22 protein-coding genes and 2 tRNA genes are annotated in these 25,170 nt (G+C 67.0%); 16 read left to right on the top strand and 8 right to left on the bottom strand.

Translation table 11 applies throughout. The features are described from left to right. The 3 genes from LPN03_RS16120 to LPN03_RS16110 form a co-directional block, all read left to right on the top strand. Positions 1–827 (top strand): hypothetical protein (locus LPN03_RS16120; RefSeq protein WP_262455040.1); only part of this gene is annotated, 827 nt, incomplete at its 5' end. A 74-nt stretch (positions 828–901) separates the two neighbouring features. Further along, a complete protein-coding gene (locus tag LPN03_RS16115) occupies positions 902–1,678 on the top strand; it encodes a fumarylacetoacetate hydrolase family protein (protein ID WP_262455038.1) in 777 nt (258 codons plus the stop codon). A 149-nt stretch (positions 1,679–1,827) separates the two neighbouring features. Then, positions 1,828–3,267: an amino acid permease gene (locus tag LPN03_RS16110; protein WP_262455036.1), complete on the top strand. Its 1,440-nt coding sequence runs from the start codon at positions 1,828–1,830 to the stop codon at positions 3,265–3,267. A 72-nt stretch (positions 3,268–3,339) separates the two neighbouring features. On the opposite strand, the gene LPN03_RS16105 is transcribed toward LPN03_RS16110, so the two are convergent. Beyond that, positions 3,340–3,834, bottom strand: a complete 495-nt coding sequence (locus tag LPN03_RS16105) for an SRPBCC domain-containing protein (protein ID WP_262455034.1) — start codon at positions 3,832–3,834, stop codon at positions 3,340–3,342. Continuing rightward, on the bottom strand, positions 3,831–4,175 hold the full coding sequence (locus LPN03_RS16100) for an ArsR/SmtB family transcription factor (protein WP_262455032.1): 345 nt from the start codon (positions 4,173–4,175) through the stop codon (positions 3,831–3,833). The genes LPN03_RS16105 and LPN03_RS16100 overlap by 4 nt, the downstream gene beginning before the upstream one ends. A 110-nt stretch (positions 4,176–4,285) precedes the next feature. Here LPN03_RS16100 and gltX point away from each other — a divergent pair, with 110 nt between their 5' ends. The 6 genes from gltX (at position 4,286) to LPN03_RS16070 (ending at position 10,487) form a co-directional block, all read left to right on the top strand. Beyond that, positions 4,286–5,785 (top strand): glutamate--tRNA ligase, encoded by a 1,500-nt coding sequence (gene gltX, locus LPN03_RS16095; protein ID WP_262455031.1) that lies wholly within the window; start codon positions 4,286–4,288, stop codon positions 5,783–5,785. A 1-nt stretch (position 5,786) separates the two neighbouring features. Then, positions 5,787–6,581: an HAD family hydrolase gene (locus tag LPN03_RS16090; RefSeq protein ID WP_262455030.1), complete on the top strand. Its 795-nt coding sequence runs from the start codon at positions 5,787–5,789 to the stop codon at positions 6,579–6,581. A gap of 130 nt (positions 6,582–6,711) precedes the next feature. After that, a tRNA-Gln gene (locus LPN03_RS16085) sits at positions 6,712–6,783 on the top strand. Positions 6,784–6,872: 89 nt separating this feature from the next. Further along, positions 6,873–6,948 (top strand) — tRNA-Glu (locus tag LPN03_RS16080). A gap of 144 nt (positions 6,949–7,092) precedes the next feature. Further along, positions 7,093–8,880 (top strand): dynamin family protein, encoded by a 1,788-nt coding sequence (locus tag LPN03_RS16075; protein ID WP_262455028.1) that lies wholly within the window; start codon positions 7,093–7,095, stop codon positions 8,878–8,880. Next, on the top strand, positions 8,877–10,487 hold the full coding sequence (locus LPN03_RS16070) for a GTPase (RefSeq protein WP_262455027.1): 1,611 nt from the start codon (positions 8,877–8,879) through the stop codon (positions 10,485–10,487). The genes LPN03_RS16075 and LPN03_RS16070 overlap by 4 nt, the downstream gene beginning before the upstream one ends. A 5-nt stretch (positions 10,488–10,492) precedes the next feature. Here LPN03_RS16070 and LPN03_RS16065 read toward each other — a convergent pair whose 3' ends face one another. From LPN03_RS16065 to LPN03_RS16055, 3 genes are all read right to left on the bottom strand, one after another. Continuing rightward, positions 10,493–11,026, bottom strand: coding sequence for a DUF1697 domain-containing protein (locus LPN03_RS16065; protein ID WP_262455026.1), 534 nt, complete (start codon positions 11,024–11,026; stop codon positions 10,493–10,495). 9 nt (positions 11,027–11,035) lie between these two features. After that, positions 11,036–13,168 carry a beta-N-acetylhexosaminidase gene (locus LPN03_RS16060; protein ID WP_262455025.1) on the bottom strand — a complete coding sequence of 711 codons (2,133 nt, stop codon included), beginning with the start codon at positions 13,166–13,168 and terminating at the stop codon, positions 11,036–11,038. Positions 13,169–13,401: 233 nt separating this feature from the next. After that, on the bottom strand, positions 13,402–14,121 hold the full coding sequence (locus LPN03_RS16055) for an IclR family transcriptional regulator (protein WP_165181111.1): 720 nt from the start codon (positions 14,119–14,121) through the stop codon (positions 13,402–13,404). Positions 14,122–14,323: 202 nt separating this feature from the next. Between LPN03_RS16055 and leuC the strand changes: the two genes are divergently transcribed. Together leuC and leuD are read left to right on the top strand one after the other, a co-directional pair. Beyond that, positions 14,324–15,802, top strand: coding sequence for a 3-isopropylmalate dehydratase large subunit (gene leuC, locus LPN03_RS16050; RefSeq protein WP_262455042.1), 1,479 nt, complete (start codon positions 14,324–14,326; stop codon positions 15,800–15,802). A 12-nt stretch (positions 15,803–15,814) separates the two neighbouring features. After that, the gene (gene leuD, locus LPN03_RS16045; protein ID WP_165181112.1) at positions 15,815–16,414 is read left to right on the top strand and encodes a 3-isopropylmalate dehydratase small subunit; all 600 of its coding nucleotides are present in this window, start codon (positions 15,815–15,817) and stop codon (positions 16,412–16,414) included. Between the two features lie 137 nt (positions 16,415–16,551). On the opposite strand, the gene LPN03_RS16040 is transcribed toward leuD, so the two are convergent. Further along, the gene (locus tag LPN03_RS16040) at positions 16,552–17,532 is read right to left on the bottom strand and encodes a hypothetical protein (protein WP_262455022.1); all 981 of its coding nucleotides are present in this window, start codon (positions 17,530–17,532) and stop codon (positions 16,552–16,554) included. 311 nt (positions 17,533–17,843) lie between these two features. Between LPN03_RS16040 and murA the strand changes: the two genes are divergently transcribed. From murA to LPN03_RS16015, 5 genes are read left to right on the top strand one after another with little or no spacing between them, the layout of a single operon-like run. Continuing rightward, positions 17,844–19,181 (top strand): UDP-N-acetylglucosamine 1-carboxyvinyltransferase, encoded by a 1,338-nt coding sequence (gene murA / locus LPN03_RS16035; RefSeq protein ID WP_165181114.1) that lies wholly within the window; start codon positions 17,844–17,846, stop codon positions 19,179–19,181. A 2-nt stretch (positions 19,182–19,183) separates the two neighbouring features. Further along, the gene (locus tag LPN03_RS16030) at positions 19,184–20,020 is read left to right on the top strand and encodes a lysophospholipid acyltransferase family protein (RefSeq protein WP_262455017.1); all 837 of its coding nucleotides are present in this window, start codon (positions 19,184–19,186) and stop codon (positions 20,018–20,020) included. Next, positions 20,017–21,054: an NAD(P)H-dependent glycerol-3-phosphate dehydrogenase gene (locus LPN03_RS16025; RefSeq protein ID WP_262455015.1), complete on the top strand. Its 1,038-nt coding sequence runs from the start codon at positions 20,017–20,019 to the stop codon at positions 21,052–21,054. The genes LPN03_RS16030 and LPN03_RS16025 overlap by 4 nt, the downstream gene beginning before the upstream one ends. Positions 21,055–21,057: 3 nt before the next feature. Continuing rightward, positions 21,058–22,206 carry a D-alanine--D-alanine ligase family protein gene (locus tag LPN03_RS16020; protein ID WP_262455013.1) on the top strand — a complete coding sequence of 383 codons (1,149 nt, stop codon included), beginning with the start codon at positions 21,058–21,060 and terminating at the stop codon, positions 22,204–22,206. 35 nt (positions 22,207–22,241) lie between these two features. After that, the gene (locus LPN03_RS16015; protein ID WP_262455011.1) at positions 22,242–23,360 is read left to right on the top strand and encodes a class I SAM-dependent methyltransferase; all 1,119 of its coding nucleotides are present in this window, start codon (positions 22,242–22,244) and stop codon (positions 23,358–23,360) included. A 3-nt stretch (positions 23,361–23,363) separates the two neighbouring features. Here LPN03_RS16015 and LPN03_RS16010 read toward each other — a convergent pair whose 3' ends face one another. Both LPN03_RS16010 and LPN03_RS16005 read right to left on the bottom strand, forming a co-directional pair. After that, complete coding sequence (locus LPN03_RS16010; protein WP_262455009.1) at positions 23,364–23,912, bottom strand: DUF3515 domain-containing protein; 549 nt, start codon at positions 23,910–23,912, stop codon at positions 23,364–23,366. A 123-nt stretch (positions 23,913–24,035) separates the two neighbouring features. Continuing rightward, positions 24,036–25,170: CaiB/BaiF CoA transferase family protein (locus LPN03_RS16005; RefSeq protein ID WP_262455007.1), on the bottom strand; the 1,135-nt coding region annotated here is incomplete at its 5' end.

The raw sequence follows: 25,170 nt of genomic DNA, 5'->3' as shown, positions 1-25,170 counted from the left end.
TAGGCAACGTCAGCACCCAGGGTCAGTCCGGCCCGATGCTGCACAACTTGGAATCTTACCCCGGAGACTTCACAGTGCTCGGATGTGCCAGCGGGTGGCTGGCGTTTGGGCTGACCGACGGCGGATTCCAGCGGCTGCTGGACCAGGGCGCGGGCCAGGGCAGCGGCGCGGGGGACGGGATCCGCGGCGATATCTACTTCGCCAGGTTTGACGGCAACAATTACGTTGTAAACAAGACACTGTTTGTGCCGGCCTGGGAAACCCTGGCGGCCGCCGGAGGCACCACCGTTGCAACGGCTGTCGAGATGGACCGGCAGGTCCAACAGAAACTCGGAGTCTCGCCGGCCCTCCGCCCCGCCTTGGTTGGCGGTCCGCCGGCAAGCCAGGCCGGAACACTGCAGGCCCCACCAAACGCAGCTGTGGACAACCCGAACACAGGAGCGGCCTGCAGCTTGGATTTCGTGAAAACGATGGACAACCCCGATGCCTGGGTGGTCCAGGACATCAATGCCCACCCGGAAAACTACACCGTCCTGCATTGCGCGGGCGGCTGGTTGTCCTTCAAGCTAAGCGACGCCGGATATCGGAAATGGCTCAAAGACTTTCAGGCCACCGGCCATACCCCGGAGAGCAGCCCATACTTCTACTTCGCAAAGTTCGACACGGGTGCGTACGAGTTCAGGTTGGGCTGGACCGTGCCTAACTGGGAGCCGCGGCCCGGGATCGACTCAAACCAGGAGGCCAGGGCCGCAACCATGGAGGCGGAGATGGACATGGCAGGAATCCCGGGGAACCTCCGCCGGCAGCTGGTCGGATCGCCCCCATAGTGAATGACCCGCACCGGGGCAGAAAACGGCATGGTTGTCCCCTTCGGCGTCTCCCAAAGGCTAGACTCGTCCACATGCGCATAGCCCGTTTTGTAGTAGACAGTGACCCGATGTACGGCGTGGTTGAAGGCGACTCCGGCAGTGAAGTAGTCACTGTCATCAAGGGGGACCCGTTCTTCAACGGCGTGGAGCGGACCACCATCAAGTACCCGCTGGAAGACGTCCGCCTGGTGTCTCCCATCATCCCGCGCAGCAAGGTCATTGGGGTGGGCCGCAATTTTGCCGACCATGCCCGGGAACTCGGCAACGAGGTCCCCGTCCACCCGCTGCTCTTCCTCAAGCCGAACACCTCCGTGGTGGGCCCCGGCGAGCCGATCGTGCTGCCGGAATTTTCCGAGGAAGTCTCCTACGAGGCCGAGCTCTGCGTCGTCATTGGGCGCATCTGCAAGGACGTGCCCGAGGAGCGCGTGGATGAGGTCATCTTCGGCTACACCTGCGGCAATGACCTGACGGCACGCGACGTCCAGCAAACCGACGGCCAGTGGGCCCGGGCCAAGGGCTTTGACACCTCTGCACCTCTGGGTCCGTGGATCGAAACCGAGCTGGACCCCGACGAGCTCCGCATCCAGGGCTGGCTCAACGGCGAACTCCGCCAGGACGGCAATACCAACCAGATGGTGCGCAGCGTCCGTGAACTGGTCGCCACCGTTTCGCGCGCCTTCACCCTGCTCCCCGGCGACGTCATCATGACGGGCACCCCTGCCGGCGTCGGGCTGGTTGCAGAGGGCGACCGCTATGACGTGGAGATCGAGGGCATCGGGCGCCTCTCCAACCCGGTGGTCCGCCACTAAGCACAGAGGCCCGGCCCGCCTGTGGCCCACGCCACGGAAATGTGTCCGCTGCCGTAGTAGCATTGACAGGTCTTCTGCGCCCCCACCCGCTTTTGGCGCGTGCCCGGGGGCTATTTTGCAGGACGCCAGCCGATCTTAAGGACCCCCGCGTGTCACAAAACGCCACCGATCTCGCCACCCCTGTGCCCGGATCCATTACGGGGGAGGGCTACCAGCGCACCCTCTCGCGGCGCCACGTCACCATGATCGCCATGGGCGGGGCCATCGGCGTCGGGCTCTTCATGGGCGCTGGTGGCAGGCTGGCTTCCACAGGCCCGGCGCTGATTTTTTCCTACGCCATAGCCGGCATCATCGCCTATCTGCTCATGCGGGCACTGGGCGAGCTGGTCATGTACCGGCAGACCTCCGGGTCCTTTGTCTCCTACGCCGGGGAACTTTTCGGCAAGAAGGGCGCATACCTCTCCGGGTGGATGTACTTCATCAACTGGGCCATGACGGGCGTGGCGGAGCTGATCGCGATCGGCCTGTACTTCCAGTACTTCTTCCCCGGCGTGCCAGTGGAGCTCAGCGCGCTGTGCGCCCTGGTGCTGCTGGTGGCGGTGAACCTGCTCAGCGTCAAGGCGTTCGGCGAGTTCGAGTTCTGGGCGTCCTGCCTGAAGGTCGCCGCCATCGTGATGTTCCTGGTGGTGGGCACCATCATGGTGGTCACGAACGCGAAGGTGGGCGGCCAGCACGCCACCGTCAGCAACCTTTTCCAAGCCGACGGCGGCATGTTCCCCAAGGGCGGGCTGGTCATGATCCTGGTCCTGAACGCCGTGATCTTTGCCTACAACGCCATTGAATTGGTGGGCATCACGGCCGGTGAAATGGAGAACCCGGAGCGCGAGGTGCCCCGCGCCATCCGTGCCGTGGTGGTGCGCATTGTCATCTTCTACGTAGGCTCGGTCACCCTTTTGGCCATGATCATGCCCTCTGACCATTACAAGTCGGGGGAGAGCCCCTTCGTTACCGTGTTCGCCTCCATGGGGCTTGACTGGGTGGGCTCCGTGATGAACTTTGTCGTCATCACAGCCGCACTGTCCTCCTGCAACTCCGGCCTGTACTCGATCGGCCGGATCTTCCGCACCATGGCCAACAACGGCCACGCACCAAAGTGGCTGACCAAGATGTCATCCCGCCACGTACCCTACGCGGCCATACTGGCCATTGCCGCCGTGTACGTGGTGGGCGTGGGCGCCAACGTGTGGCTGGGCGGATCGCATGCCTTTGACCTGGCGCTGAACACTGCCTCCATCGGCGTGATCTTCACGTGGGGCTCCATCTTCGCCAGCCAGATCATGCTCCGGCGCAAGAAGGGCAAGGTCTCTTCGCTGCCCATGCCCGGCTCTCCCTGGACCAGCTGGGTGGGCCTGGCCGCCCTGCTGGCCATCACCGTCCTCATCGGCTTCGACACCATGACAGGTCCGGACGGGTCGGTCTTCCACCTGGGCCTGTGGACCCTGTGCGCCATCCCGGTGTTCGCAGCAGTGCTGTGGATCGGCTGGCAGTTCGTGAAGGACAACGAGCCGGCGAATGAGCTGTTCAGCTGACATTTGCCGCCGCTGCCGCATTTTGCCGCCTGTATACCTGCGGCAAAATGCGGGAGCGGCGGCATTTTTGCCTTAAACGGGCTGCCCGGCCAGGATCGCGTCGATCTGACCCATCGCCTCGCCCATTCCCTCCTCCATGCCCATCTGGATCATCTTCTCCATCTGGTCCGCGCTTTCAAAGGTGGAGGCAACGGTCATCCGAGTCCCTGCGCCCGTGTCCTCCAGCGTGATGGCCATGCGCCCGGTGCCCATCTCGGCGACCGGGTTGCCGTCGTCGTCGGCGAAGCCGTCCTCGAGCTCCAGCCGATCGGGGGCGCCGATGGCGGTGAAGCGCCACCAGCCGCGCGCCTTGGTGCCGTCGGGCCCGGTCATGTAGTAGCTGGCCTTGCCGCCGGGCTGGAAATCGAAGGCCTCAAACGTGGCCGGCCAGGTGGGCGGCCCCCACCAGCGCTCCAGCTGGCGCGGATCCTCCCAGAGCTGCCAGACGCGCTCGACGCCGGCACCAAACTCCGCGACGATGGTCAGGCTGAGTGCCTCGGGGCTTTGGGTTGAACTGATGACTGTCATGGTTTTTCCTCGTCTTCCAACAGGATGTCGGCAATCCGCCCGGCCCGCTGCCGCCAGAGTGCCTCATATTCGTCGAGCAGCTGCCGGGCCCTATCCAGGCCGTCGCGGTTTGCACGCACCAGCTGCTCCCTTCCCCGCCGCTCCTTGGTTACCAGGCCGGCGCGTTCCAGTACGGCCACGTGTTTCTGCACGGCCGCGAAACTCATGGCATAGTGCCCTGCCAAGCCGGAAACGGACAGTCCGCCGTCGCTCACCCGCCGGACAATGTCCCGGCGCGTCGCATCGGCGAATGCCTGGAACAGGCGGTCCAGCTCGGTCTCGCGAAGCTCATCTACAACCATTTGGTTGTACGTTATCCGATGGCCTGACGGGGTGTCAAGGGGAGCGGCGGCTATTGTCATTCCGGCGGCTGCGCGGACCGGCCATCCGGTGCGTCTAAACTTGTTTCATCATGACTATTGCTGCCTCGATCCCCACTGTCACCGCCGAAACTCCTGTCCGGGTGAGGTTTTGCCCCTCGCCCACCGGAACGCCCCATGTGGGCCTGATCCGCACGGCCCTTTTCAACTGGGCCTACGCGCGCCACACCCAGGGCAAGCTCATTTTCCGCATCGAGGACACCGATGCCAAGCGGGACAGTGAGGAAAGTTACCTGCAGCTTCTTGACGGGCTCAATTGGCTCGGCATCACGTGGGACGAAGGCGTGGAAGTGGGCGGCCCGCATGCCCCGTATCGCCAGTCGCAGCGCGGGGACATCTACCAGGACGTCATCAAAAAGCTGGTGGCCGGAGGGTACGTTTACGAGTCCTATTCGACGCCGGAAGAGGTCGAGGCCCGTCACAAGGCAGCCGGCCGGGACGTTAAGCTGGGTTACGACAACTTTGACCGCGAACTCTCGGAAGAGCAGATTGCTGCGTTCAAGTCAGAAGGGCGCCGGCCGGCATTGCGGTTGCGCATGCCGGACACGGACATCACCTTCACGGACCTGGTCCGGGGCGAGATCACCTTCAAGGCAGGATCAGTCCCGGACTACGCCCTGGTCCGACCCAACGGCGCCCCCCTCTACACGCTGGTGAATCCGGTGGACGATGCCCTCATGGGAGTCACCCACGTGCTGCGCGGCGAGGACATTCTCTCCTCCACACCCCGCCAGATTGCCCTGTACCAGGCACTGTTTGAAATCGGCGTCGCGGAGTACCTGCCCCTGTTTGGCCACCTGCCCTACGTCATGGGCGCCGGCAACAAGAAGCTCTCCAAGCGCGACCCGGAGTCCAGCCTCTTCCTGCACCGCGACCACGGCTTCATCCCGGAAGGCCTGCTGAACTACCTGTCCCTGCTGGGCTGGTCGCTCTCCGCCGACGAGGACATCTTCTCCGTGGACCAGCTGGTGGAGCGCTTCGACATCCATGACGTGCTGGGCAACCCCGCCCGCTTCGACATCAAGAAGGCCGAGGCCATCAACGGCACCCACGTGCGCATGCTGGAGGCAGCGGACTTCCGCAACCGCCTGGTCCCGTACCTGCAGGCCGCCGGCGTGGTCGGCCCGCAGCTCACGGCCCGCGAGGAGGAAATCCTCACCGAGGCCGCCCCGCTGGTCCAAGAGCGCATCACGCTGCTGGGCGAGGCCCCCGAGATGCTGTCCTTCCTGTTCAAGAACGACGACGCCGTTGACGTCGCCGAGGATGCCCGCAAGGGCCTGCCCGAGAATGTCGACGAAGTCCTGGATTCGGCCGTTGCGGCGCTGGAGCCCGTGCAGGACTGGACGGCGGAAGACATTCAGGCCGCGCTCAAGGCCGCCCTGGTGGAGGGGCTGGGCATCAAGCCGCGCTTCGCGTTTGGCCCTGTGCGCACGGCCGTGTCCGGCCGGCGCATCTCCCCGCCGTTGTTTGAGTCCATGGTGATCCTGGGCAAGGATTCCTCGCTGGCCCGCCTCAAGGCCTTCCGGGGCTGACTTGGCTGACACCACGGCACACAGCACCCCTGTTCCGGGCGCCCTTGCGGCCCCGGTCAGGGGTGTCTTGTTTGACATCGACGACACGCTGGTGGACCTGCACCAGGCCATGAAGGACGCCATGATCGCGGCGAGCCGGCCGCTGGTCCCGCACTTGGGTGCGGGGGAATGGGACGCCTTCTCGGCCATGTACATGGCGGACGTGGACCACTTCTATGACAGGTACGTGGCCGGGGAATTCACGTTTGCCGAGCAGCGCGGCCTGCGGGCCCGGGCCGTCATGGCCCATTTCGGCGTGTCGGGATTTGACTCCGCGGCCGAGCAGCGGTGGATTGCGGACTTTGAGGAGGCCCAGCCCGCCTACATCCGGGCCTACCCGGACGTGGTTCCCGTCCTTGACGCCCTGGATGCCGCCGGGGTCCCGTATGGGGCGGTAAGCAACAACGTCCACGACTACCAGCGGGCCAAGCTGGACGTCGCGGGGCTGTCCCGCATCCGCGTGCTGGTGGGCATCGACACGGTGGACGCGGCGAAGCCGGATCCGCGCGTCTTCGCTGAAGGCTGCCGCCTGCTGGGCACAACTCCTGCCCAAACGCTTTACGTGGGTGACAACTACGTGATCGACGCCGAGGGCTCCTCCCAGGCGGGGTTGCAGGGTGTCTGGCTGGACCGCAAAGGCGGGGGCCCGCCGTCGTCCGCGGCCGTGGAAGGCGTCCGGATCATTGGGGGCCTGGCCGAGGTGCAGGGGCTGGCCGGGCTGATGCTGCCGCGGGCACGCGCCGGCGTCCAGCTGTGATGCACGCCTCAGGGGTGCCGGGCGGTTCCGTTTTGGCGTCTGGGAAACTCTCAGGTATAGTTTTATCCCGGCGCAAGGGCCGCTGAAGGGCCGGGGAAACCCGGTGGATTCGGCGGTGGAGCGCAGCCATTGGGATATGGTGTAATTGGCAACACATCGGTTTCTGGTACCGACATTCTAGGTTCGAGTCCTGGTATCCCAGCGCTTGCAAGAGCCGCCTTTCGATTGGCGTGTTCGGCGAGATTCCAGTAAAGTTTTTGGAGTTCACCGAGCAAAAATCGGTTGTATTAGGGCCCCATCGTATAGCGGCCTAGTACGCTGCCCTCTCACGGCGGTAACGCGGGTTCGAATCCCGCTGGGGTCACCAACAAGGCCGGGAAGTTGAAAAGCTTCCCGGCCTTTTGCATGCCCGGCGCCGTTCCGAGGTACTTCACCCCGCCGCTCCAAGCAACTTCACAGATTCCGCCCAGCAATCCCGCCCAGCACGGGCCGGAACTGGCATGATGAAGCTGTGAACCCAACCTTCCATGGCAATTTCAGGGACGACGCCGGTGCCGCCGGCGTGCAGGACGCTTCGGTTGCGCTGTTGGAGGGTGTGAGGGGGGAGCTGGCCTCGCTCCGGCTCGGGCTCGAACTGCCCGGCACTGCAGATGCACGCAGGACTGCCGGGAGCGCCGTGGGCCAGCTGGATGACTATATCCTCCCGCGGTACCGCAGCCTGGACGCGCCGCTGCTGGCCGTGGTGGGTGGCTCCACGGGGGCCGGGAAGTCCACCCTGGTGAACGCCTTAGCGGGCCATCCCGTCACCCGGGCCGGCGCCATCCGCCCCACCACCCGCCAGCCCATCCTGTTGCACCACCCGCAGGACGCACCATGGTTTGCCTCCCCGCGTGTGCTGCCCACGCTGTCCCGCGTCCGCGGGGAACTGGCCGGCGCGGGAACCCCTGCAACCAGCGCCGGCGCCGCGCCGGACCCCTCCGCCATGCAGTCGCTTGTGCTGCTTGCGGACCCCGCCGTCCCGGAAGGCGTGGCCCTGCTGGACGCGCCGGATGTGGACTCCATCTCCGATGACAATCGCGCCCTGGCCTCACAGCTGCTGGCCGCGGCGGACCTTTGGCTTTTCGTCACCACCGCCAACCGCTACGCCGACGCCGTGCCGTGGAAGCTGCTGGTGGACGCCGCCTCCCGGGACATTCTGGTGGCTGTGGTGTTGGACCGTGTGCCTGCAGGTGCCGCGGAGGAGGTCAGTGCCGACCTCCGCTCCATGCTGGCCCGCGAGGGGCTGGCCGGTGCCGAACTTTTCGTGGTCGCCGAGACAGCGCTGGATCCACTGGGCATGCTGCCCCCTGCCGCCACCGCGCCCATCCGCGACTGGCTGCAGGGCATTGCCGCGGATGCGGCCGGGCGCTCCGGGATTGCGCGGCGCACGCTCAACGGCACGGTGCGCGCCCTGTCCGGGAAAGTGGCCGGCCTTGCGGAGGCGGTCAAGGACCAGGACGACGCCGGACGGCAGCTGGCGGGCGACGTCACCGCCTCGTTCGCGGACGCCGCGGGGCGCATCTCCCAGGCCACCAGCGACGGCTCCCTGCTGCGCGGGGAAGTGCTGGCCCGCTGGCAGGACTTTGTGGGCACGGGCGACTTCTTCCGCGCACTGGAAAGCGGGATCGGACGCGTCCGCGACAGGATCGGCGCGTTCTTCAAGGGGCAGCCGCCGCCGGCCGTGAAGGTGGAGGCCGCCATAGAAACAGGGCTGCAGGCCGTGATTGTGGACCAAGCCTCGCGTGCGGCGGAGGATGCCGACCAGCGCTGGCGCTCCGATCCGGCAGGCCGGGCGCTGCTGGGAACGGACGACCTCTCCGGCACCACGGCCGAATTCCCCGCCGACGTCGCCGCCGAAATCCGCGCCTGGCAGGGTGACGTGCTCGCCATGATACGCACGGAAGGTGCCGCCAAGCGGTCACAGGCCCGGTGGGTTTCCTTCGGGGTGAACGGGATGGGCGTGGTCCTGATGATTTTCGTCTTCTCCCTGACCGGAGGCCTGACGGGGGCGGAGATCGGCATCGCAGGCGGCACCGCCGTCGTCGGCCAAAAACTGCTGGAAGCCGTGTTCGGCGAGGACGCAGTGCGGCGGCTGGCCAACCAGGCGCGCCATTCCCTGGATCAGCGGTGCGAAGGATTGCTGGACGGCCAAAGACAGCGCTTCCTGGAGCGACTGGGGACGCAGCAGGACGGTACACCCCAAGCTGACAGGCTTCGCGAGCTGGCCGTGGAACTGGCGAAACTGGGGGAGGGCGCATGAGCCGGCACCGCGACGCACGCACGGAATCGGCCCTGGCACGCCGGCTTGAGGCACTCAACGAAGCCCGCGAGCTTGGTGAGGGCCGCCTGGACGATTCCGCCCTGCAGCAGGCGTACGACGTCCTGGAACGGGCCACCTCGCGGCGGTCCCTGAGCGCGGATCACACCGTTGTGGGGTTCTTCGGCGCCACGGGAAGCGGAAAATCGTCTCTGTTCAACGCCGTGGCCGCCACGGATGCGGCGCGCGTGGCCGTGCGGCGGCCCACCACCAGCGAAGCGCTGGCCATGGTGTGGCAGCCGGCCGGGAGCGCGCCGCTGCTGGATTGGCTGGAGGTTTCGGAGCGGCGCGAGGGCGGCCCGGTGCCCGGCCTCACCGACGACGCCGGGGGGCTGGTGCTGCTGGACCTGCCCGACTTTGACTCCGTCCAGCGCGCCAACCGCGAAACCGTGGAGCGCCTGGCCGGGCAGGTGGATGTGCTGGTGTGGGTGGTGGACCCGCAAAAATATGCGGACGCGGCCATCCACAACGAGTTCGTCAGGCCATTTGCCGCCCACGCCGCCGTGACGCTGGTGGTCCTGAACCAGGTGGACCGGCTGGCCACTGCCGAGGTCAAGCCAGTGCTTGAATCGCTGTCGTCGATTCTGGACCGCGACGGACTGGGCAAGGTGTCGGTGCTGGGCGTTTCAGCCGTGACGGGGGAAGGGATTGACGTGCTGCGCCGGCGGGTCGCCGCCGTCGTGAAGGCCCGGCAGGCCCAGTCCGCCAGGCTGGCTGCGGACGTGGCCGTGGCCGCCCGCCACCTCGCCGACGCGGCCGGCGCGGGGGATGCCGCAGGGATCCACCAGCAGGACCGCAAGGCCCTCGCCGCCGGGCTTGCAGACGCCGTGCACATGGAAACGGTGGTCTCCGCCGTGCAGACGTCCTACCGGCTGGAGGCCACACGGCGGACCGGCTGGCCCGTGACGAGGTGGATGTCCCGCTTCCGGCAGGATCCGCTGCGCCGCCTGAGCCTGCGCAGGGAAGGCGGGCCGGACGTGAACCGGACCTCGCTGCCGCCGGCCGGCGTGGCTGAACAGGCGCGGCTGGATTCGGCGGTGCGCGACTTTGCGGACGCAGCGGGCAGCGGAGCCGCCGGTCCTTGGCGGGCCTCCATCCGGGCGGCAGCCCGCAGCAACCGCGAGGCCCTGCCGGATGCCCTGGACCAGGCGGTTGCCTCGGCTGACCTGAAGGCGAACAAGGGCGCCTGGTGGTGGCCGGTGTTCTCCGTCATCCAGTGGCTGGCGCTGCTGGTGGCCGTGGGCGGGCTGGCCTGGCTGGGCGTGCTTGCTGCGCTGGGCTATTTTCAGCTGCCCGTCCCGGAGGTGCCCCGCGAGCAGGGCTGGCCGCTGCCCACGCTGATGGTTTTGGCTGGCGTGGTGCTGGGGATTTTTCTGGCCGTGACCAGCAAGCTCATTGCGGCGGCTGGTGCCCGGGGGCGTGCCGCCATGGCGCGGCGCCGGCTCCGGGAGGGCATCGCCGGGGCGGCGGAGGCCTTGGTGGTTGCCCCCACGGAGGCCGAAGTCGACCGCTGCCGGGCGTTCCATGAAGCCCTCGCCGCTGCCCAGTAACCGGGCTACGGTGCCATCGCGTCGCGGCACTTGAGCAGCGTGCGCAGGTTGCGGGTCGTCGTCGTGCTCTTGTATTTGGCCTTGGCGGACAGCTTGCTGAAGGGGGAATCCAGGGTGCCGCCGGCAGGGGCCGGCCAGGCGAGCGCCTCGGGGGAGAGCCTTGCCAGTTCGACGCCGGCCAGCCCGCCTCCCAGCGTTTCGAGTTCGTCAAGGATGGCCGGATCGGAGGAGAGCGTGACGTAGCTGTGCTGTTCCGTGCTGTCCGCGGGGTACGGGCAGGCCGCGATGACCGCTTCAAGCCGCGCCTGGTCCAGGACCACCACCCAGGCGTCGTAGCCGAAGTTTTCGCGCAGGCAGCCTTCCACCAGGGACTTTAGTTCAGTTGCCGGGACCTCCGCCGAACAGACAAAGTTGCCTGACGCGAGGAGCGTCTTGGCGCCCGTGACCGGAAGTCGTTGCAGTGCGGCGCGGAGATCGGCCATCTTGATGTTGATGCCGCCCACGTTGATGCCGCGCAGGAACACTGCGTATTTTGTCATGGCAAAACCCTACCCGGCGGGCGGCCGTACCCGGGAACCCTGCTCGGGAACCCTAGCCGTCCCGAAGAACGGGGCGTGGCCCAGGAAGCGCAGGTGCTCGTCGAATTCGGCAAAGGTGGCTGCCGGCGGCGGCGAGTTCCATGCGGACTGGGCGTGGACGCGCAGGCGGGGGAGCAGGGTGCGGGTCAGCAGCTGCTCGGGGGCCCAGCCGTGGGCGTCGTCCCAGATGGGGAACAGCTGGCCGTGGGAGCCGGACTCGGCCGCGGCTGGCAGGCGTGCCGGTTCGGACCAGCCGCGGGAGTATACGTAGGGGTTCAGATACGTTTCCCACTGGTACTCGGGCAGCGGCTGGTTGATGGTCATGTTTGGCTTATCGTCCGGATTCAGGGGCGGCCAGAGGTCGTGGTACAGATCCGAGGAGGACCCAATCAGCTGATGGCCTTCCGCGATGAGCTCCTCCGCGGACAGCGATTCATAAATTTGCGCCCAATAGGCAATCAGGATTTCCTTGTCCAGGCTCACGGCCCTGTTCCTGCCGTTGATCATGTCGTTCCACATGATGGTGCCCCGCCCGTCCGCCCGGATCGCGGCGGCCAGTTCGTTGAACAGCTGGAGATAGGCGTCCACGGAGGTGGCGGACGGGTCCCCGGTCGTGGCGCGGATCCAGGACAGGGCGCTGGGGTGGTCCTGGCCGAAAAACTCGTCGCCGCCCACATGAACGAACGCGCTGTCAAACGTTTCGCCGGTCTCGCGGAGCACATCCGCCAGCAGCCGGCGCACGTCAGCGCGCGAATAGTCCCACCCGGCGGCTTCTCCCTCGCCGCCGGGAAACATGAATTCCGGGTAGACCAGCGTGTCCATTTCCGAGTGGCCCGGCACGTCAAACTCCGGAATGACGCTCACATGGTGCCGCAGTGCAAACTCCACCAGCTCCCGGACCTCCGCCTTGCTCCAGTGCCCGCCCCCGGGACTGTTGTCCACAACGCCGGGCAGCACATCGCTTTCGATCCGGAGCCCCTCGCTGTCCTTGACGCGCAAGAAAAGCGTGTTCAGCTTGGTGTAGGCCAGGTCCCGGATGTGGTCCCTGAGCCACGCAAGTGAGTAAAAACGTCGGCCGGAATCCACCTGGAGCCCCCGCCATTGCTGGTCCGTCCAGTCCGTCACGGTGCCCTGTGGCAGCGCGCCGGCACCCTTGAGCGCCTGAACCAACGTGGCACCGGCGTACAGCGCACCGGCCGGTCCGCCGGCAACCACGTGCACGCCGTCCCCGGCCACCCGCAGCGAATAAGCCTCATGTGCCTGGACGCGGTCCGCACCGGCGGTGTCCACGGCACCCAGGGTGAGGTGGACGCCGTCGGGCACGGCCGTGCCAAACCGCACGACGGCGGCCCTGGCCAACCCGGCTTCGGCCAGTTGGGCGGCCACCAGCCCGGCAACGTCGCCCAGCGCGTCGCGGCAGGCGGGGTCGACGGTGACCTGGGCGACGCCGTCGGCCGGGGCCCAGCGGCCGCCGGCAGCTTCAAAGCGGCGGACGGCGGGGATGGTGACGGGGAATCCGTTGGGCGCCGGCGGAGGAGCGGACCAGGTCTCGGGGGCGCGGGCGGGGTGTGCGGCCGGGCCGACCCGGGTCACGTCCATGCGGCGGCAGTATCCCGGGCCGGTGTTTTCGGCCATGATGCAGAAGGCGTTCAGTTCGGTGGTGCGCGGGCCGGTGGTGATGGTGGCCGTCACGGTTTCCCACTCGGTGCCGTTGCCGGGCGTCTGCTGGCCCTTGTAGCGCTCGGCCCGGGGACCCCCGGCGGCAAGCCCGCGGTAGTGGAGCCGGTGCTCGGCGTCGAAGATGCCCCACATGAGCCCGGTGCCCCGGATCTGAAGCTCCACGCGGTATTCGGTGTTGGGCTCGACGCCGGTCACGAGCTTGTTGACCATCCCGCGGCTCACGGCAGTGCCTCTCGTGGGCAGATTGTGGCCCGCCGCGCGCCGGGAATCCCCGTCAAAGGAAAAGCCGAGCTGGATGGCCGGGCCGTCGAGGTCCACGAACTGGGCATGGACCCCCTGCGTGCCTTCCCACGACCGCCGGGAAAAGTCGGGGTCTGACAGCTGCGGACCGGACAGTTGCCGGGGGTCAAGCGGGGACTTCATGCGGGAGGTGCTCCATCGGTGGTGGCTTGGCAGCGGCTGCGGGGCGTGCGGGATCGACGCTACACTGGCCGCCGGTGCGGGCCAACACTGGCGGCCGTGGTTACTTCGTCGCGTCATCATTGAGGAGATCGCGCGCCCCCGCTTAAAAAACTGTGTGTCAGAAGCTACACGAAAACACGTCAAAATAGGGTGATTTCGTGCAGTTTCTGACACACAGTTGGCGGGGGAGAGGGTCAGTCGTTGGTCTTGCGCAGGGCCTCGGTCAGGATGCGGGAGGCGTTGCAGACAATTTCCGCGTGCAGGCGGCCGGGCTGGCGGGTCAGGCGCTCAATGGGGCCGGAAATCGAGACGGCGGCAATGACGCGCCCGGACGGGCCGCGCACCGGGGCGGACACCGAGGCGACCCCGGGCTCACGTTCGCCGAGCGACTGCCCCCAGCCCCGACGTCGAACGCCGGCCAAAACGGTGGGGGTGAAGCGGGCGTTGTGGAGGCCCTCCAGCAGGCGCTCGTGGTCCTCCCAGGCGAGCAGGACCTGTGCGGCGGAACCGGCCTTCATGGTTAGCTGGGTGCCCACCGGAATGGTATCGCGCAGGCCGATGGGGCGCTCGGCGGACGCCACGCACACGCGGGAATCACCCTGGCGGCGGAAGATCTGGGCGCTTTCACCCGTGGAGTCGCGCAGTTGCAGGAGCACCGGGCCGGCGGCGGCGATGAGCCGGTCCTCGCCGGCCGCCGAGGCCAGCTCAACCAGCCGGCTGCCCAGCACAAACCGTCCCTGCATGTCCCGGCTGACCAGCCGGTGATGTACCAAGGCCAGTGCCAACCTGTGCACGGTGGGCCGGGCCAGGCCGGTTGCCGCAACGAGCTGGGCCAGGGTGGTGGGGCCGGCTTCCAGTGCATCAAGCACCAATGCCGCTTTATCGATGACGCCAACGCCACTAGAATTGTCCATGTAATGATATTGACGTCTCAACATGTGAGATGCAAATCCGCGGGCTGGCATCCGCGGGCCCGAGGCTGGGACAGTGGAGCCATAACAACCAAAGATCCGGGCGGCCGTGCCAATCCCATGGCCCCATGACGCCGGGATCAATTCATGAAGGGAGCTGGCCGTGACCGAGGCAACCACACCTGACGCACAGGGCTCAGCACAGGTGCCGGCAGTTTCCACGGCGGCGCCCCGCAGGGCAGCGAAGACGCTGGCGGAAAAAGTTTGGCGCGACCACGTGGTCAAGCAGGGCGAGGGCGACGGCGACGCAGCCCAGCCCGACCTGCTCTACATAGACCTCCACCTCGTCCACGAAGTCACCTCACCGCAAGCCTTCGAAGGGCTGCGCCTGGCCGGCCGTCCGCTGCGCCGCCCCGACCTGACGATCGCCACGGAGGACCACAACACCCCCACGATCGCCATCGACAAGCCCATCGCCGACCTCACCAGCCGCACGCAGATCCAGACGCTGCGCAACAACTGCAAGGAATTCGGGGTCCGCCTCCACTCCCTGGGCGACGCCGAACAAGGCATCGTCCACGTGGTGGGCCCGCAGCTGGGCCTGACCCAGCCCGGCATGACGGTGGTGTGCGGCGACTCGCACACCTCCACCCACGGCGCCGTCGGCGCGCTCGCGTTCGGCATTGGCACGTCCGAGGTGGAGCACGTCATGGCCACCCAGACCCTGCCGCTGAAGCCGTTCAAGACCATGGCCATCAACGTTGAAGGCACCCTGCGCCCGGGCGTCAGCTCCAAGGACATCATCCTGGCCATCATTGCCAAGATCGGCACCGGCGGCGGGCAGGGCTACGTCCTGGAATACCGCGGCTCCGCGATCCGCGCCCTGTCCATGGACGCCCGCATGACCATCTGCAACATGTCCATCGAGGCGGGCGCCCGCGCCGGCATGATCGCCCCGGATGAGACGACCTTCGAATTCCTCAAGGGCCGCCCACACGCCCCGGTTGGTGCCGAGTGGGATGCCGCCGTCGAGTACTGGAAGTCCCTGGCCACCGAGGACGACGCCGCGTTCGACGCCGAAGTATTCCTGGACGCGAACACCCTGGAACCGTTTGTCACCTGGGGCACCAACCCGGGCCAGGGCGTTTCCCTGAACGACGCCGTTCCCTCACCTGAGTCCTTCGGCGACGAAAACGCCAAGGCGGCCGCCCAGCGCGCGCTCGCCTACATGGACCTGGAAGCCGGCACGCCCATGAAGGACATCCGCGTGGACACAGTGTTCCTGGGTTCCTGCACCAACTCCCGGATCGAGGACCTGCGCGCCGCGGCGGACATCGTCCGCGGCCGCGAAAAGGACCCCAATATCCGCATGATGGTTGTCCCGGGCTCGGCCCGTGTACGGCTCGAGGCAGAGGCCGAGGGACTGGACAAGGTCTTCCTGGCCTTCGGTGCGGAGTGGCGCTTCGCCGGCTGTTCCATGTGCCTGGGCATGAACCCGGACCAGCTGGCGCCGGGCGAGCGCTGCGCCTCCACGTCCAACCGCAACTTTGAGGGCCGCCAGGGCAAGGGCGGGCGCACCCACCTGGTCTCGCCCGTGGTCGCAGCCGCAACGGCCGTGCGCGGAACCCTCAGTTCGCCGTCGGACCTTGAACCTGTTGGCGCCGCAGCCAGCACCGTAGCGTAAGGAGCTCACCCCATGGAAAAGTTCTCCACTCACACCGGCATTGGTGTTCCGCTGCGCCAGAGCAACGTCGACACCGACCAGATCATCCCCGCCGTCTACTTGAAGCGCATCACGCGCACCGGATTTGAGGATGCATTGTTCGCGAGCTGGCGCAAAAACCCTGAATTCATCCTCAACCAAGAGCCGTTCAACGCCGGCTCCGTGCTGGTCGCAGGCGCGGACTTCGGCACGGGCTCCTCCCGCGAGCACGCCGTCTGGGCGCTCAAGGACTACGGATTCAAGGCCGTGCTCTCCAGCCGCTTTGCCGACATTTTCCGCGGAAACTCCGGCAAGCAGGGCCTGGTGGCCGCCGAGGTGGCCCAGGACGACATCGAGCTGATCTGGAAGGTCCTGGAGAACGCGCCGGGCACCGAGGTTACGGTGGACCTCGAGGCGAAGATGGTCACCGCGGGTTCGGTGGTGGCGCCGTTCCAGATTGACGACTACACCCGCTGGCGCCTGCTCGAAGGCCTCGACGACATTGGCCTGACCCTGCGCGACGAACCGGCCATCACCGCGTTCGAAGCCACGCGCCCGTCCTTCAAGCCCACCACCCTGCCGGCCAAGAGCTGACTTTCGCTCCGGATGTCGATACGGACTTTCGCCCCTGGTCCACCGGGGGCGGATGTCCGTCCCGGCCCCAGGATGTCGAAACGGCTAATTGAGCCCGATAGTTCAGGCTCAAATGTCCGGATCGGCATCCGCAGCGATCAAACAAGTTTCCGGCTCCCGGAACCGGACGGCAGTCCAGCCTTGTGCAGCTTGGCCACCAGCAGCCGTGGATCCCTGAGGTCGTCCCAGACCCAGCGGACCACCGTGTAGCCGAGCGCCCGCAGCCGGTCCTCCCGTTTCTTCTCTTCCACAACCACCTGCGACGGCGTTTTGCCCTTGAGGTAGCGCTGGGCAGAATACTTTTCGAAGCCGTCAAATTCACCGATGACCTTGAATTCCTCCCAGTCAAAGTCCGGATAGCCCACCAGCCCCCAGTCGTCAAAGAAGGGCTTTTGCAGCACGGGCCGGGGGAATCCATTGAGGATCATGATGGCACGGCTTCTGGATTCCCCGGCTGACTGTGCGCCGGCGTCGGCAACGTCAAGCACCCGCCTGACCCGGTTCTGCTTGGCCATGGAGCCCAGTCTGGCAAGGGATTCACGCATGTGCTCCTCCCCGAACGTCAGATTGGTACCGTGGGGCGAGCCGGGGAGAATCTTGCCCTGCAGGAGTTTGTCCATGGCTGGCAGGGCACGCTCGAGGGGCAGGTGGACGGCCAGGTCGCGGGCCGTCTCCACTGGCCGGGTCACCCTGAGCCCGAACATGGCCCACGGTTCCGGATCCCCTTGGACCGCCATGATCCGCCGCACGCCGTTGCGGCTCTGCCCGCCCGGAGTTCCGGGCGGGATGACCGTCTGGACCAGGAGGGGCACGCCGAATACGGGAAGCCCCATCACCTCGGCGGCGGATTCCCTGGCAAAAACGGGCGGATTGACGGCCAGTTCTTGCACGGCCTGGACCCGAACCCGGTGCTGCTCCCACGGTTTCAGCGCAGCCCACACCTCCGTGGGCAGGTAAAGGCCCTGCCGCACGCGGACCAATTCCCCTGACGCCGCGCGCCTGGACAGCTGCCGGCTGCCGTGCTCGGAGACGAACTTGCTCGGGGCACTGATGAAGGGCGGCAATTCAAGCGTGGTCATGCGTCAATGGTTCCGTGTCCGGGCGGCTTGGAACCGGCCACCGCCCCGAATGTGGACAACCCCGTCCCCGGCTCCCCTTGTGGAGGACGGATCGGGGGCTGGCCGAAAGGGGCGGATTGGTCCAGGATGCCGGTGTGGACAATTGATCCCGGGATATGAGGATCAAAAGTCCGAATCGGCATCCTGCAAGGAATCACGACGCCGGAGCCCCCATCGGCTGTTCCGTTTCGGCATCTTCGGTGAAGAAACTATGCTTGACTGAGGCTTCCTGCATGCCAGGGGAACCGAGCCGCAACAAAGGATGTGTATTTATGGGCAGGATTCTTACGGTCCGCGGAGGAGTTCCGCTCAAGGGACGGGTGCAGGTGCGGGGGGCCAAGAACCTGGTGCCAAAAGCCATGGTCTCGGCCCTGTTGGGAAACTCACCGTCAATCCTGCGCAATGTGCCGGAGCTCAAGGACGTTGAAGTTGTCACCTCACTCCTGCAGATCCACGGCATCACGGTGGTCAAGGACCCCGTCACGGGCGACCTCACGATGGACCCGGCCAACGTCAAGACGGCGTCCAGCTCGGAAATCAACACCCATGCCGGCGACTCCCGCATCCCCATCCTGCTGTGCGGACCGCTGATCCACTCCATCGGCCACGCGTTCATCCCGGACCTGGGCGGCTGCAAGATCGGGGACCGGCCCATCGACTACCACCTGGAAGTGCTGCGCAAATTCGGCGCCGTGGTGGACAAGACGGGCGGCGGCATCCTGATCACCGCACCGAACGGACTCAAGGGCACCAAGATTTCGCTGCCCTACCCCAGCGTCGGCGCCACGGAACAGGTGCTCCTTTCGGCAACCCGGGCCGAAGGCATCACCGAGCTCAGCGGGGCGGCAACGGAACCGGAAATCATTGACCTGATTGCCATCTTACAAAAGATGGGCGCCATCATCTCGGTGCAGACTGACAGGACCATCCGCATTGAGGGCGTGAAGGAACTGACCGGCTACGTCCACACGGCGCTCCCGGACCGCAACGAGGCGGCGTCGTGGGCCTCGGCCGCACTGGTGACGGGCGGCGACATTTACGTTGAGGGCGCCAGCCAGCGGGACATGATGACCTTCGTGAACACCTTCCGCAAGATCGGCGGCGGCATGGACATCCACGACGACGGCATCCGTTTCTACCACCCCGGCGGCGATCTCAAGCCCCTGGTCCTGGAAACCGACGTCCACCCCGGCTTCATGACCGACTGGCAGCAGCCGCTGGTGGTGGCGCTGACGCAGGCCCAGGGTGTGTCGATTGTCCACGAAACGGTTTACGAAAACCGCTTCGGCTTTACCGAGGCCCTGGCCCGCATGGGCGCCAACATCCAGTTGCACCGCGAATGTCTGGGCAGTGTCCCCTGCCGGTTTGGCCAGCGCAACTTCATCCACTCGGCCGTCATTTCAGGCTCCACCCCGCTCACCGGCACCAGCATTGACATCCCGGACCTGCGCGGCGGATTCAGCCACATGATCGCCGCCCTCGCCGCCAAGGGCACCTCCACCGTGACCGGAATTGACATCATCAGCCGCGGCTATGAGCGCTTCACCGGCAAGCTGGACGCACTCGGCGCCGACTTTGACGTCCACGACTCCAAACAGGCGCTGGTGTAGGAATGGCTGATCGCAAGCGGCCCTTCAAACCCGCTGGAATGTCCCTGCGCACCCGCGTTTTCTTCGCCATCCTGGCCGGCGTGGCCCGCCCGGCCATGAACCTGCTCACGGGCAAGGAGTGGCACGGGCTGGAAAAACTGCCCGTGGGCGAGGGTTTCATTGTGGTGCCCAACCACTGCACCGAAATTGACCCCATAGTGGTGGGCCACATGCTCTACAACCAAAACCTCATGCCCCACTTCCTGGCCAAGGACGGACTGTTCCGCACGCCCGTCCTGGGTGCCGTGCTGCGAGGTGCCCACCAAATCCCCGTTGAGCGCAGCGGCGTCGGGGCGGGGAAATCGCTCGAAGGCGCCGAAAGGGTGCTGGGTGAGGGCGGCGCCGTCGTTATTTATCCTGAGGGGACCTTGACCCGGGACCCGGGGTTGTGGCCCATGAAGGGCCGCACCGGCGCCGCGCGGTTGGCGCTCAGCACGGGTGCCAAGGTGGTTCCGGTGGCCCATTGGGGTGCCCAGGAAGTGTTCCCCCGCTATGCCAAGGGCTTCAAGATTTTCCCCCGCAAGAAGACGCATGTGGTGGTGGGGGACCCCGTCAACCTGGACGAATTCATGGGCAGGACGGGCGACAAGGCCACGCTGGAAGCCATGACGGAGGTCATCATGGCGGACATCACGGCCCTGCTGGAACCGCTGCGCGGCGAGAGCGCGCCGGCCCAGCGCTGGGACCCCACGGCCCACCACCAGTCAACCCACGGCCGCTTCGTGGAGCGGGGCGCCAAGGCCCACGGTGCTACGGGCAAGGACGACGCCGGCACACCGGAAACAGGGGACCCCAAGTGAGCGTTGTGGACGGCCTGGCACCGGCCAAGGTTGCCGTACTGGGCGCGGGAAGCTGGGGCACCACCTTCGCCAAGGTGCTCGGCGATGCCGCGGAAGGCACCGGCCGCAGCATTGTGCTCTGGGGCCGCCGGCAGGAGGTTGTCGACCAGATCAACAACCACCACAGGAATCCGCGCTACCTCTCCACCACGGCGCTGCCGGTGAACATCACCGCCTCCACCGACGTCCGGGAAGTCCTGGCCGGGGCCGAGCTGGTGGTGCTGGCAGTCCCGGCGCAAACCCTGCGCGAGCAGCTTCGCGGGTGGGCCGGCCTCCTGGCGCCGGACGCCGTCGTCGTGAGCTTGATGAAGGGGCTGGAGCTGGGCACGGACCAGCGCATGTCCCAGGTCATTGAACAGGAACTGAACCTCACCCCGGACCGCGTGGTGGTGGTCTCCGGGCCCAACCTGGCCATGGAGATTGCGCGCCAGGAACCCACGGCATCCGTGGTGGCGTGCGCGGCGGAAAGCACGGCGAAGTGGGTGGCCGAGGTGTGCACGCCCGCATACTTCCGCCCCTACACCAATGACGACGTGGTGGGCGTGGAAATCGGCGGAATCGTGAAAAACGTGATTGCGCTGTGCGTGGGCATCTGCGAGGGCCAAAAGGTGGGCGACAACACCAAGGCCTCCGTCATCACGCGCGGGCTGGCGGAAACCACGCGGCTGGCTCTGGCCTTGGGCGGCAAGGCCGAGACACTGTCGGGGCTGGCGGGGCTGGGCGACCTCGTGGCCACGTGCTCGTCCTCGCTCAGCCGCAACCACACGGCCGGTCGGATGCTGGGCGAGGGGCTGACGCTGGAGGAAGTCAACAACCGCATGACGCAGACTGCCGAAGGCATCAAGTCCGGGCGCGCCGTGAAGGACCTGGCCGCCAAAATGGGAGTTGAGATGCCCATTACCAACGCCGTGGTCGGTGTCCTCGAAGGTAAGCTGACTGTCGACGACCTCGGGCCGCTGCTGCTGGCCCGCCAACTGAAATCCGAAGGCGATTAACGCGTGAGTACTCAAGCACCAGTTCCCGGCACGGCCACGCCCGGACGCATCCGGGTGGCCATTTTGTTTGGCGGGCGCTCCAGCGAGCACGCCGTCAGCTGTGTCACGGCGGCAGGGGTCATGGGTGCCATTGACAGGACCAGGTACGACGTCGTCCCCATCGGCATCGCGAAAAACGGCCAGTGGGTGCTGGCTGGCAATGAGGTTGCCGGGTGGTCCCTGACCGCGGGCACCCTGCCTGAGGTGGTGGCCGGGGGCAAGTCCGTTTCGCTGTCCCACCTGGGCGGGGACCACCAGCTGGTGGTGTCCGAATCCAGCGCCGTTCCCGAGGAACTCGGTTCCGTGGACGTCGTGTTCCCGCTGCTGCACGGGCCATGGGGCGAGGACGGCACCATCCAGGGGCTGCTGGAGCTGAGCGACACCCGCTACGTGGGAGCCGGGGTCCTGGCGTCCGCGATCGGCATGGACAAGCATTTCATGAAGGTGGTGTTTGAGGCCGCCGGCCTGGCGGTGGGCCCGTATGTTGCCGTGACGGACCGCGAGTGGACCGTTTCGCCCGGGCTGGTCCGGGAACGCGTGGCCGCCCTGGGCTTCCCGGTGTTTGTGAAACCCGCCCGCGCCGGGTCCTCCATGGGCATCTCCAAGGTGGATTCCCCGGCCGGGCTGGACGCCGCCATCGCGGAGGCGCGCAAACACGACCTCAAGCTGGTCATTGAGGCCGGCATCGTGGGCCGCGAAATTGAAATCGCCGTCCTGGAGGGCCGGGGGAGCGCCGCGCCGCGCGTTTCATTGCCGGGCGAGATCGCCATGGTGGACGGCGCGCACCACCAGTTCTACGACTTTGAGGCCAAATACGTCCAGGGCGACGCCGTGAACCTCAGCTGCCCGGCCGACATGCCGGACGCCGACATTGCCCGTGTCCGCGCGCAGGCCGCCGTGGCGTTCGACGCCGTCGGTGCAGAGGGGCTCTCCCGCGTGGACTTCTTCTACACAGCTGCCGGGGACCTCATCATCAACGAGATCAACACGATGCCCGGCTTCACGCCAAGCTCCATGTACCCGCAGATGTGGGCCGCCTCAGGCCTGTCCTACCCCGAACTGATTGACGAACTCCTCCAGCTGGCCCTGACCAGGAAGACCGGCCTGCGCTGAGCGCCGGCCAGCATGGCGCCCCGGACGGCGCCGCAGTGGTCACCTGGACGCAGGACGGCGTGGAGCGCACAGCCCTGTGGCGCCCGGCCTCGGGTGTGGCGGCGCCGAAGTCCGTGGAGGCCGTGGACGATTCCCTCACGGCAGACCAGGCATACCGCTTGGCCGTGCAGGGCCGGGCCATGCTGTGGACGGGAGACTACCACAACGCCCGGCAGCTGCTGTCGGCCCTCGCCCGGCGGCTGCCGGACGGCACCACCGGGCGGAAGAAGCACGACGGCGGCGGCGTCGCGGAAGAGTTCTACCGGCACCGGCAGGCCCGCTCCCAGCGTGCGCGGATTCTCGGGCTCCTGCTGGTCCCGCTCGAGGCCGGCCCCGCCGTGGCGCTGCGCCGCGCACCGGATATTGCGGCCGCCTGGCTCGCGGCGTCCGGCCCCGTGGAGGCGGCCGCCGTCGCGCCGCTGCAGGACGTGCTCGGCGCCATTGGGGCGCAGGAATGGCGCCGGAAGGGGCTCCGCGTTGAGGCACTGGACGCCGTCATCCACCCGCACTACGGCACTTTTGCCCCCATCCGGAGCGAGTACCTAGACCTCGTGGCCCAGGCGGAGCTGCCTTCCACTGAACTGGCCTTTGACATCGGCACGGGGACCGGCGTGCTGGCGGCCATCCTGGCCCGGCGCGGCGTACGGCGCGTCATTGCCACGGACAGCGAGCCCCGTGCCATTGCCTGTGCCGAGGAAAATCTGGCGCTGCTTGGCCTCTCAGCCGTGGTTGAACCGGTGCTCGGCGACATGTTTCCGGCCGGCCGGGCGCCCCTGGCGGTCTGCAACCCGCCCTGGCTTCCCGGCACGGCCCATACGCTGCTGGACAATGCCGTCTACGATCCCAAAAGCCGCATGCTCCGGGCCTTCCTCAACGGCCTGGCCGCGCACCTGGAACCGGGCGGGGAGGGCTGGCTCATCATCTCCGACCTGGCCGAGCACCTGGGCCTGCGCACCAGGGAGCAGCTCCTCGGCTGGATCGCAGGGGGCGGACTGGAGGTGCTTGGCAGGCTGGACACGCCGGCGCAGCACCCCCGCTCCATGGACCGCGCCGATCCCTTCTTTGAGGCCCGTTCGCGGGAAGTGACGTCGCTGTGGAAACTCGGCGTGAAGTAGCGCCTATCCCTTCGCGGGGGCGGTGCTTGTTGGTGCGGTGCCTGTCGGCACGGTGCTTGCCGCTGAGGGCGTCGCACTCGGGACCACGTCGCCGGGTCCCACACAGCTGCGGACCTGTGGCAGCTTGGACACGGCACTGGACAATTGGGCCAGCACGGTGCGGTCCGGAGTCTTTTTCGGGTCCAGCAGCACCTGGACGGCCGGATCACGGCCGTAGCTGGTCAGCGTCCAGACGGGGTCGCCCTGCTGGAGCACCCAGTCAACGCCGTTGACAGTGGCACACGGATCGGTGGTCGGCCCGAGGGGCGGCACGCCGCACCGCAGGATGATCTGGGAGGGATTGCCCCAGGCGGCCGTGGCCTGGCTGGAGGTGGTGCGGCGCGCGGCGTCCGCCAGGGAATCGGGCAGGGCCACCATCATGGGCGCGCAGGCAGGATTGTTGGAGTCCTTGGCCGCGGACACCTCCACGGACGGGGCGCAGCCGGTCAACGCGACCAGGGCGCCGACGGCAAGAGGCACAGCAATCCGCCAGGACAGGGAATTCAAAGGCATGGACCAAGCCTAGTCCGTGAAACTGGGAACACCGCCACCCAAGATCACCGCTTGAATACCGCGCAACTGCCCAGCACGGAGGAAGCGGAGGGGAAGCCATTCAACCGTTCTAACCGGGGTAACTCAGCGTCCTGTCCGCAAGGGCCCGGACGCCCATTGGTCAATCAGGCTGTTGTGCTGGCCCAGCGTGGGGGCGGGGGAGGGTGCCACCGAACCGGTCAAGCGCAGCGGCGAGGCCAGGGTCCGGAAGCCGTCCGACTCCGTGGCCACCGTGCCTCGGTACTCCGAATGCTCGCTGTCCAGCGCCTCGTTCACGCTGTACACCTTGGACGCGGGCACCTGGTGGGCGGACATGAGCTCGAGGGCCTCGTCGTCGGTGAACTGGCTGAGGGCCTCCTCCAGTGCGGCCCGGAACTCCACCGGGAACTCGTTGCGGCGGGTTTGCTCGCTGAAGCGCTGGTCCTCCAGCCACTCGGGCCGGTTCAGCGCGTCGGTCAGGCGGGGGAACAGGCGGTCTCCGGCTATGGCAATCGCGATCGAGCCGCGCCCGGTCTGGTACGTGCTGAACGGCGTGGACATGGCGTGGTCGTTGCCGCACGCTACCGGCTCCTCGCCGTGCAGGGCGCGCATGCCCACGGATTCCAGCACGGAGATCAGGCTATCCAGCATGGCAACGTCAATGTGCTGGCCCCGGCCCGTGGTGTGCCTCTCGTTGATGGCGGCCAGCGCGGCGATGGCCCCGTACAGGCCCGGAATGACGTCTCCGATGCTGATGCCGATGCGCGTCGGGTCGCCGCCGCGCAGGCCGGTGATCGACATCAGCCCGCTCATGGCCTGGGCGATGAGGTCGTACGCGGGCGCCTTCTGCAACGGCCCGTCCTGGCCAAAACCGGAAATGCTGACGATGATCAGGCGCGGGTTCTCCTCCAGGAGTCGTGCTGGGGACAGGCCCAGGCGTTCCATGACGCCCGGACGGAAGTTCTCGATCACCACGTCGGAGCGCCGGGCGAGATCCAGCAGGCGGCCGCGTTCGGCTTGGTCCTTAAGGTCCATGGTGACGCCGAACTTGCTGCGGTTGAAGAGCCGGTAGTAGGCGGACTCGCCGTTATACCAGGGGCCGAAGTGGCGGGAGTCGTCGCCGTCGGGGCTCTCCACCTTGATGACCTCGGCTCCCAGGTCGGCCAGGATCATGGCACAGAACGGGCCTGCCAGGACGCGGGAGAGATCCAGGACGCGCAGGCCCTCAAGCGAGCCAGGG

The organism is Arthrobacter sp. A2-55 (assembly GCF_025548615.1).
Classification (GTDB): Bacteria; Actinomycetota; Actinomycetes; order Actinomycetales; family Micrococcaceae; genus Specibacter; species Specibacter silviterrae.
Note: the sequence above shows the minus strand (reverse complement) of the source record. Positions and strands in the feature narration are given on the sequence as shown.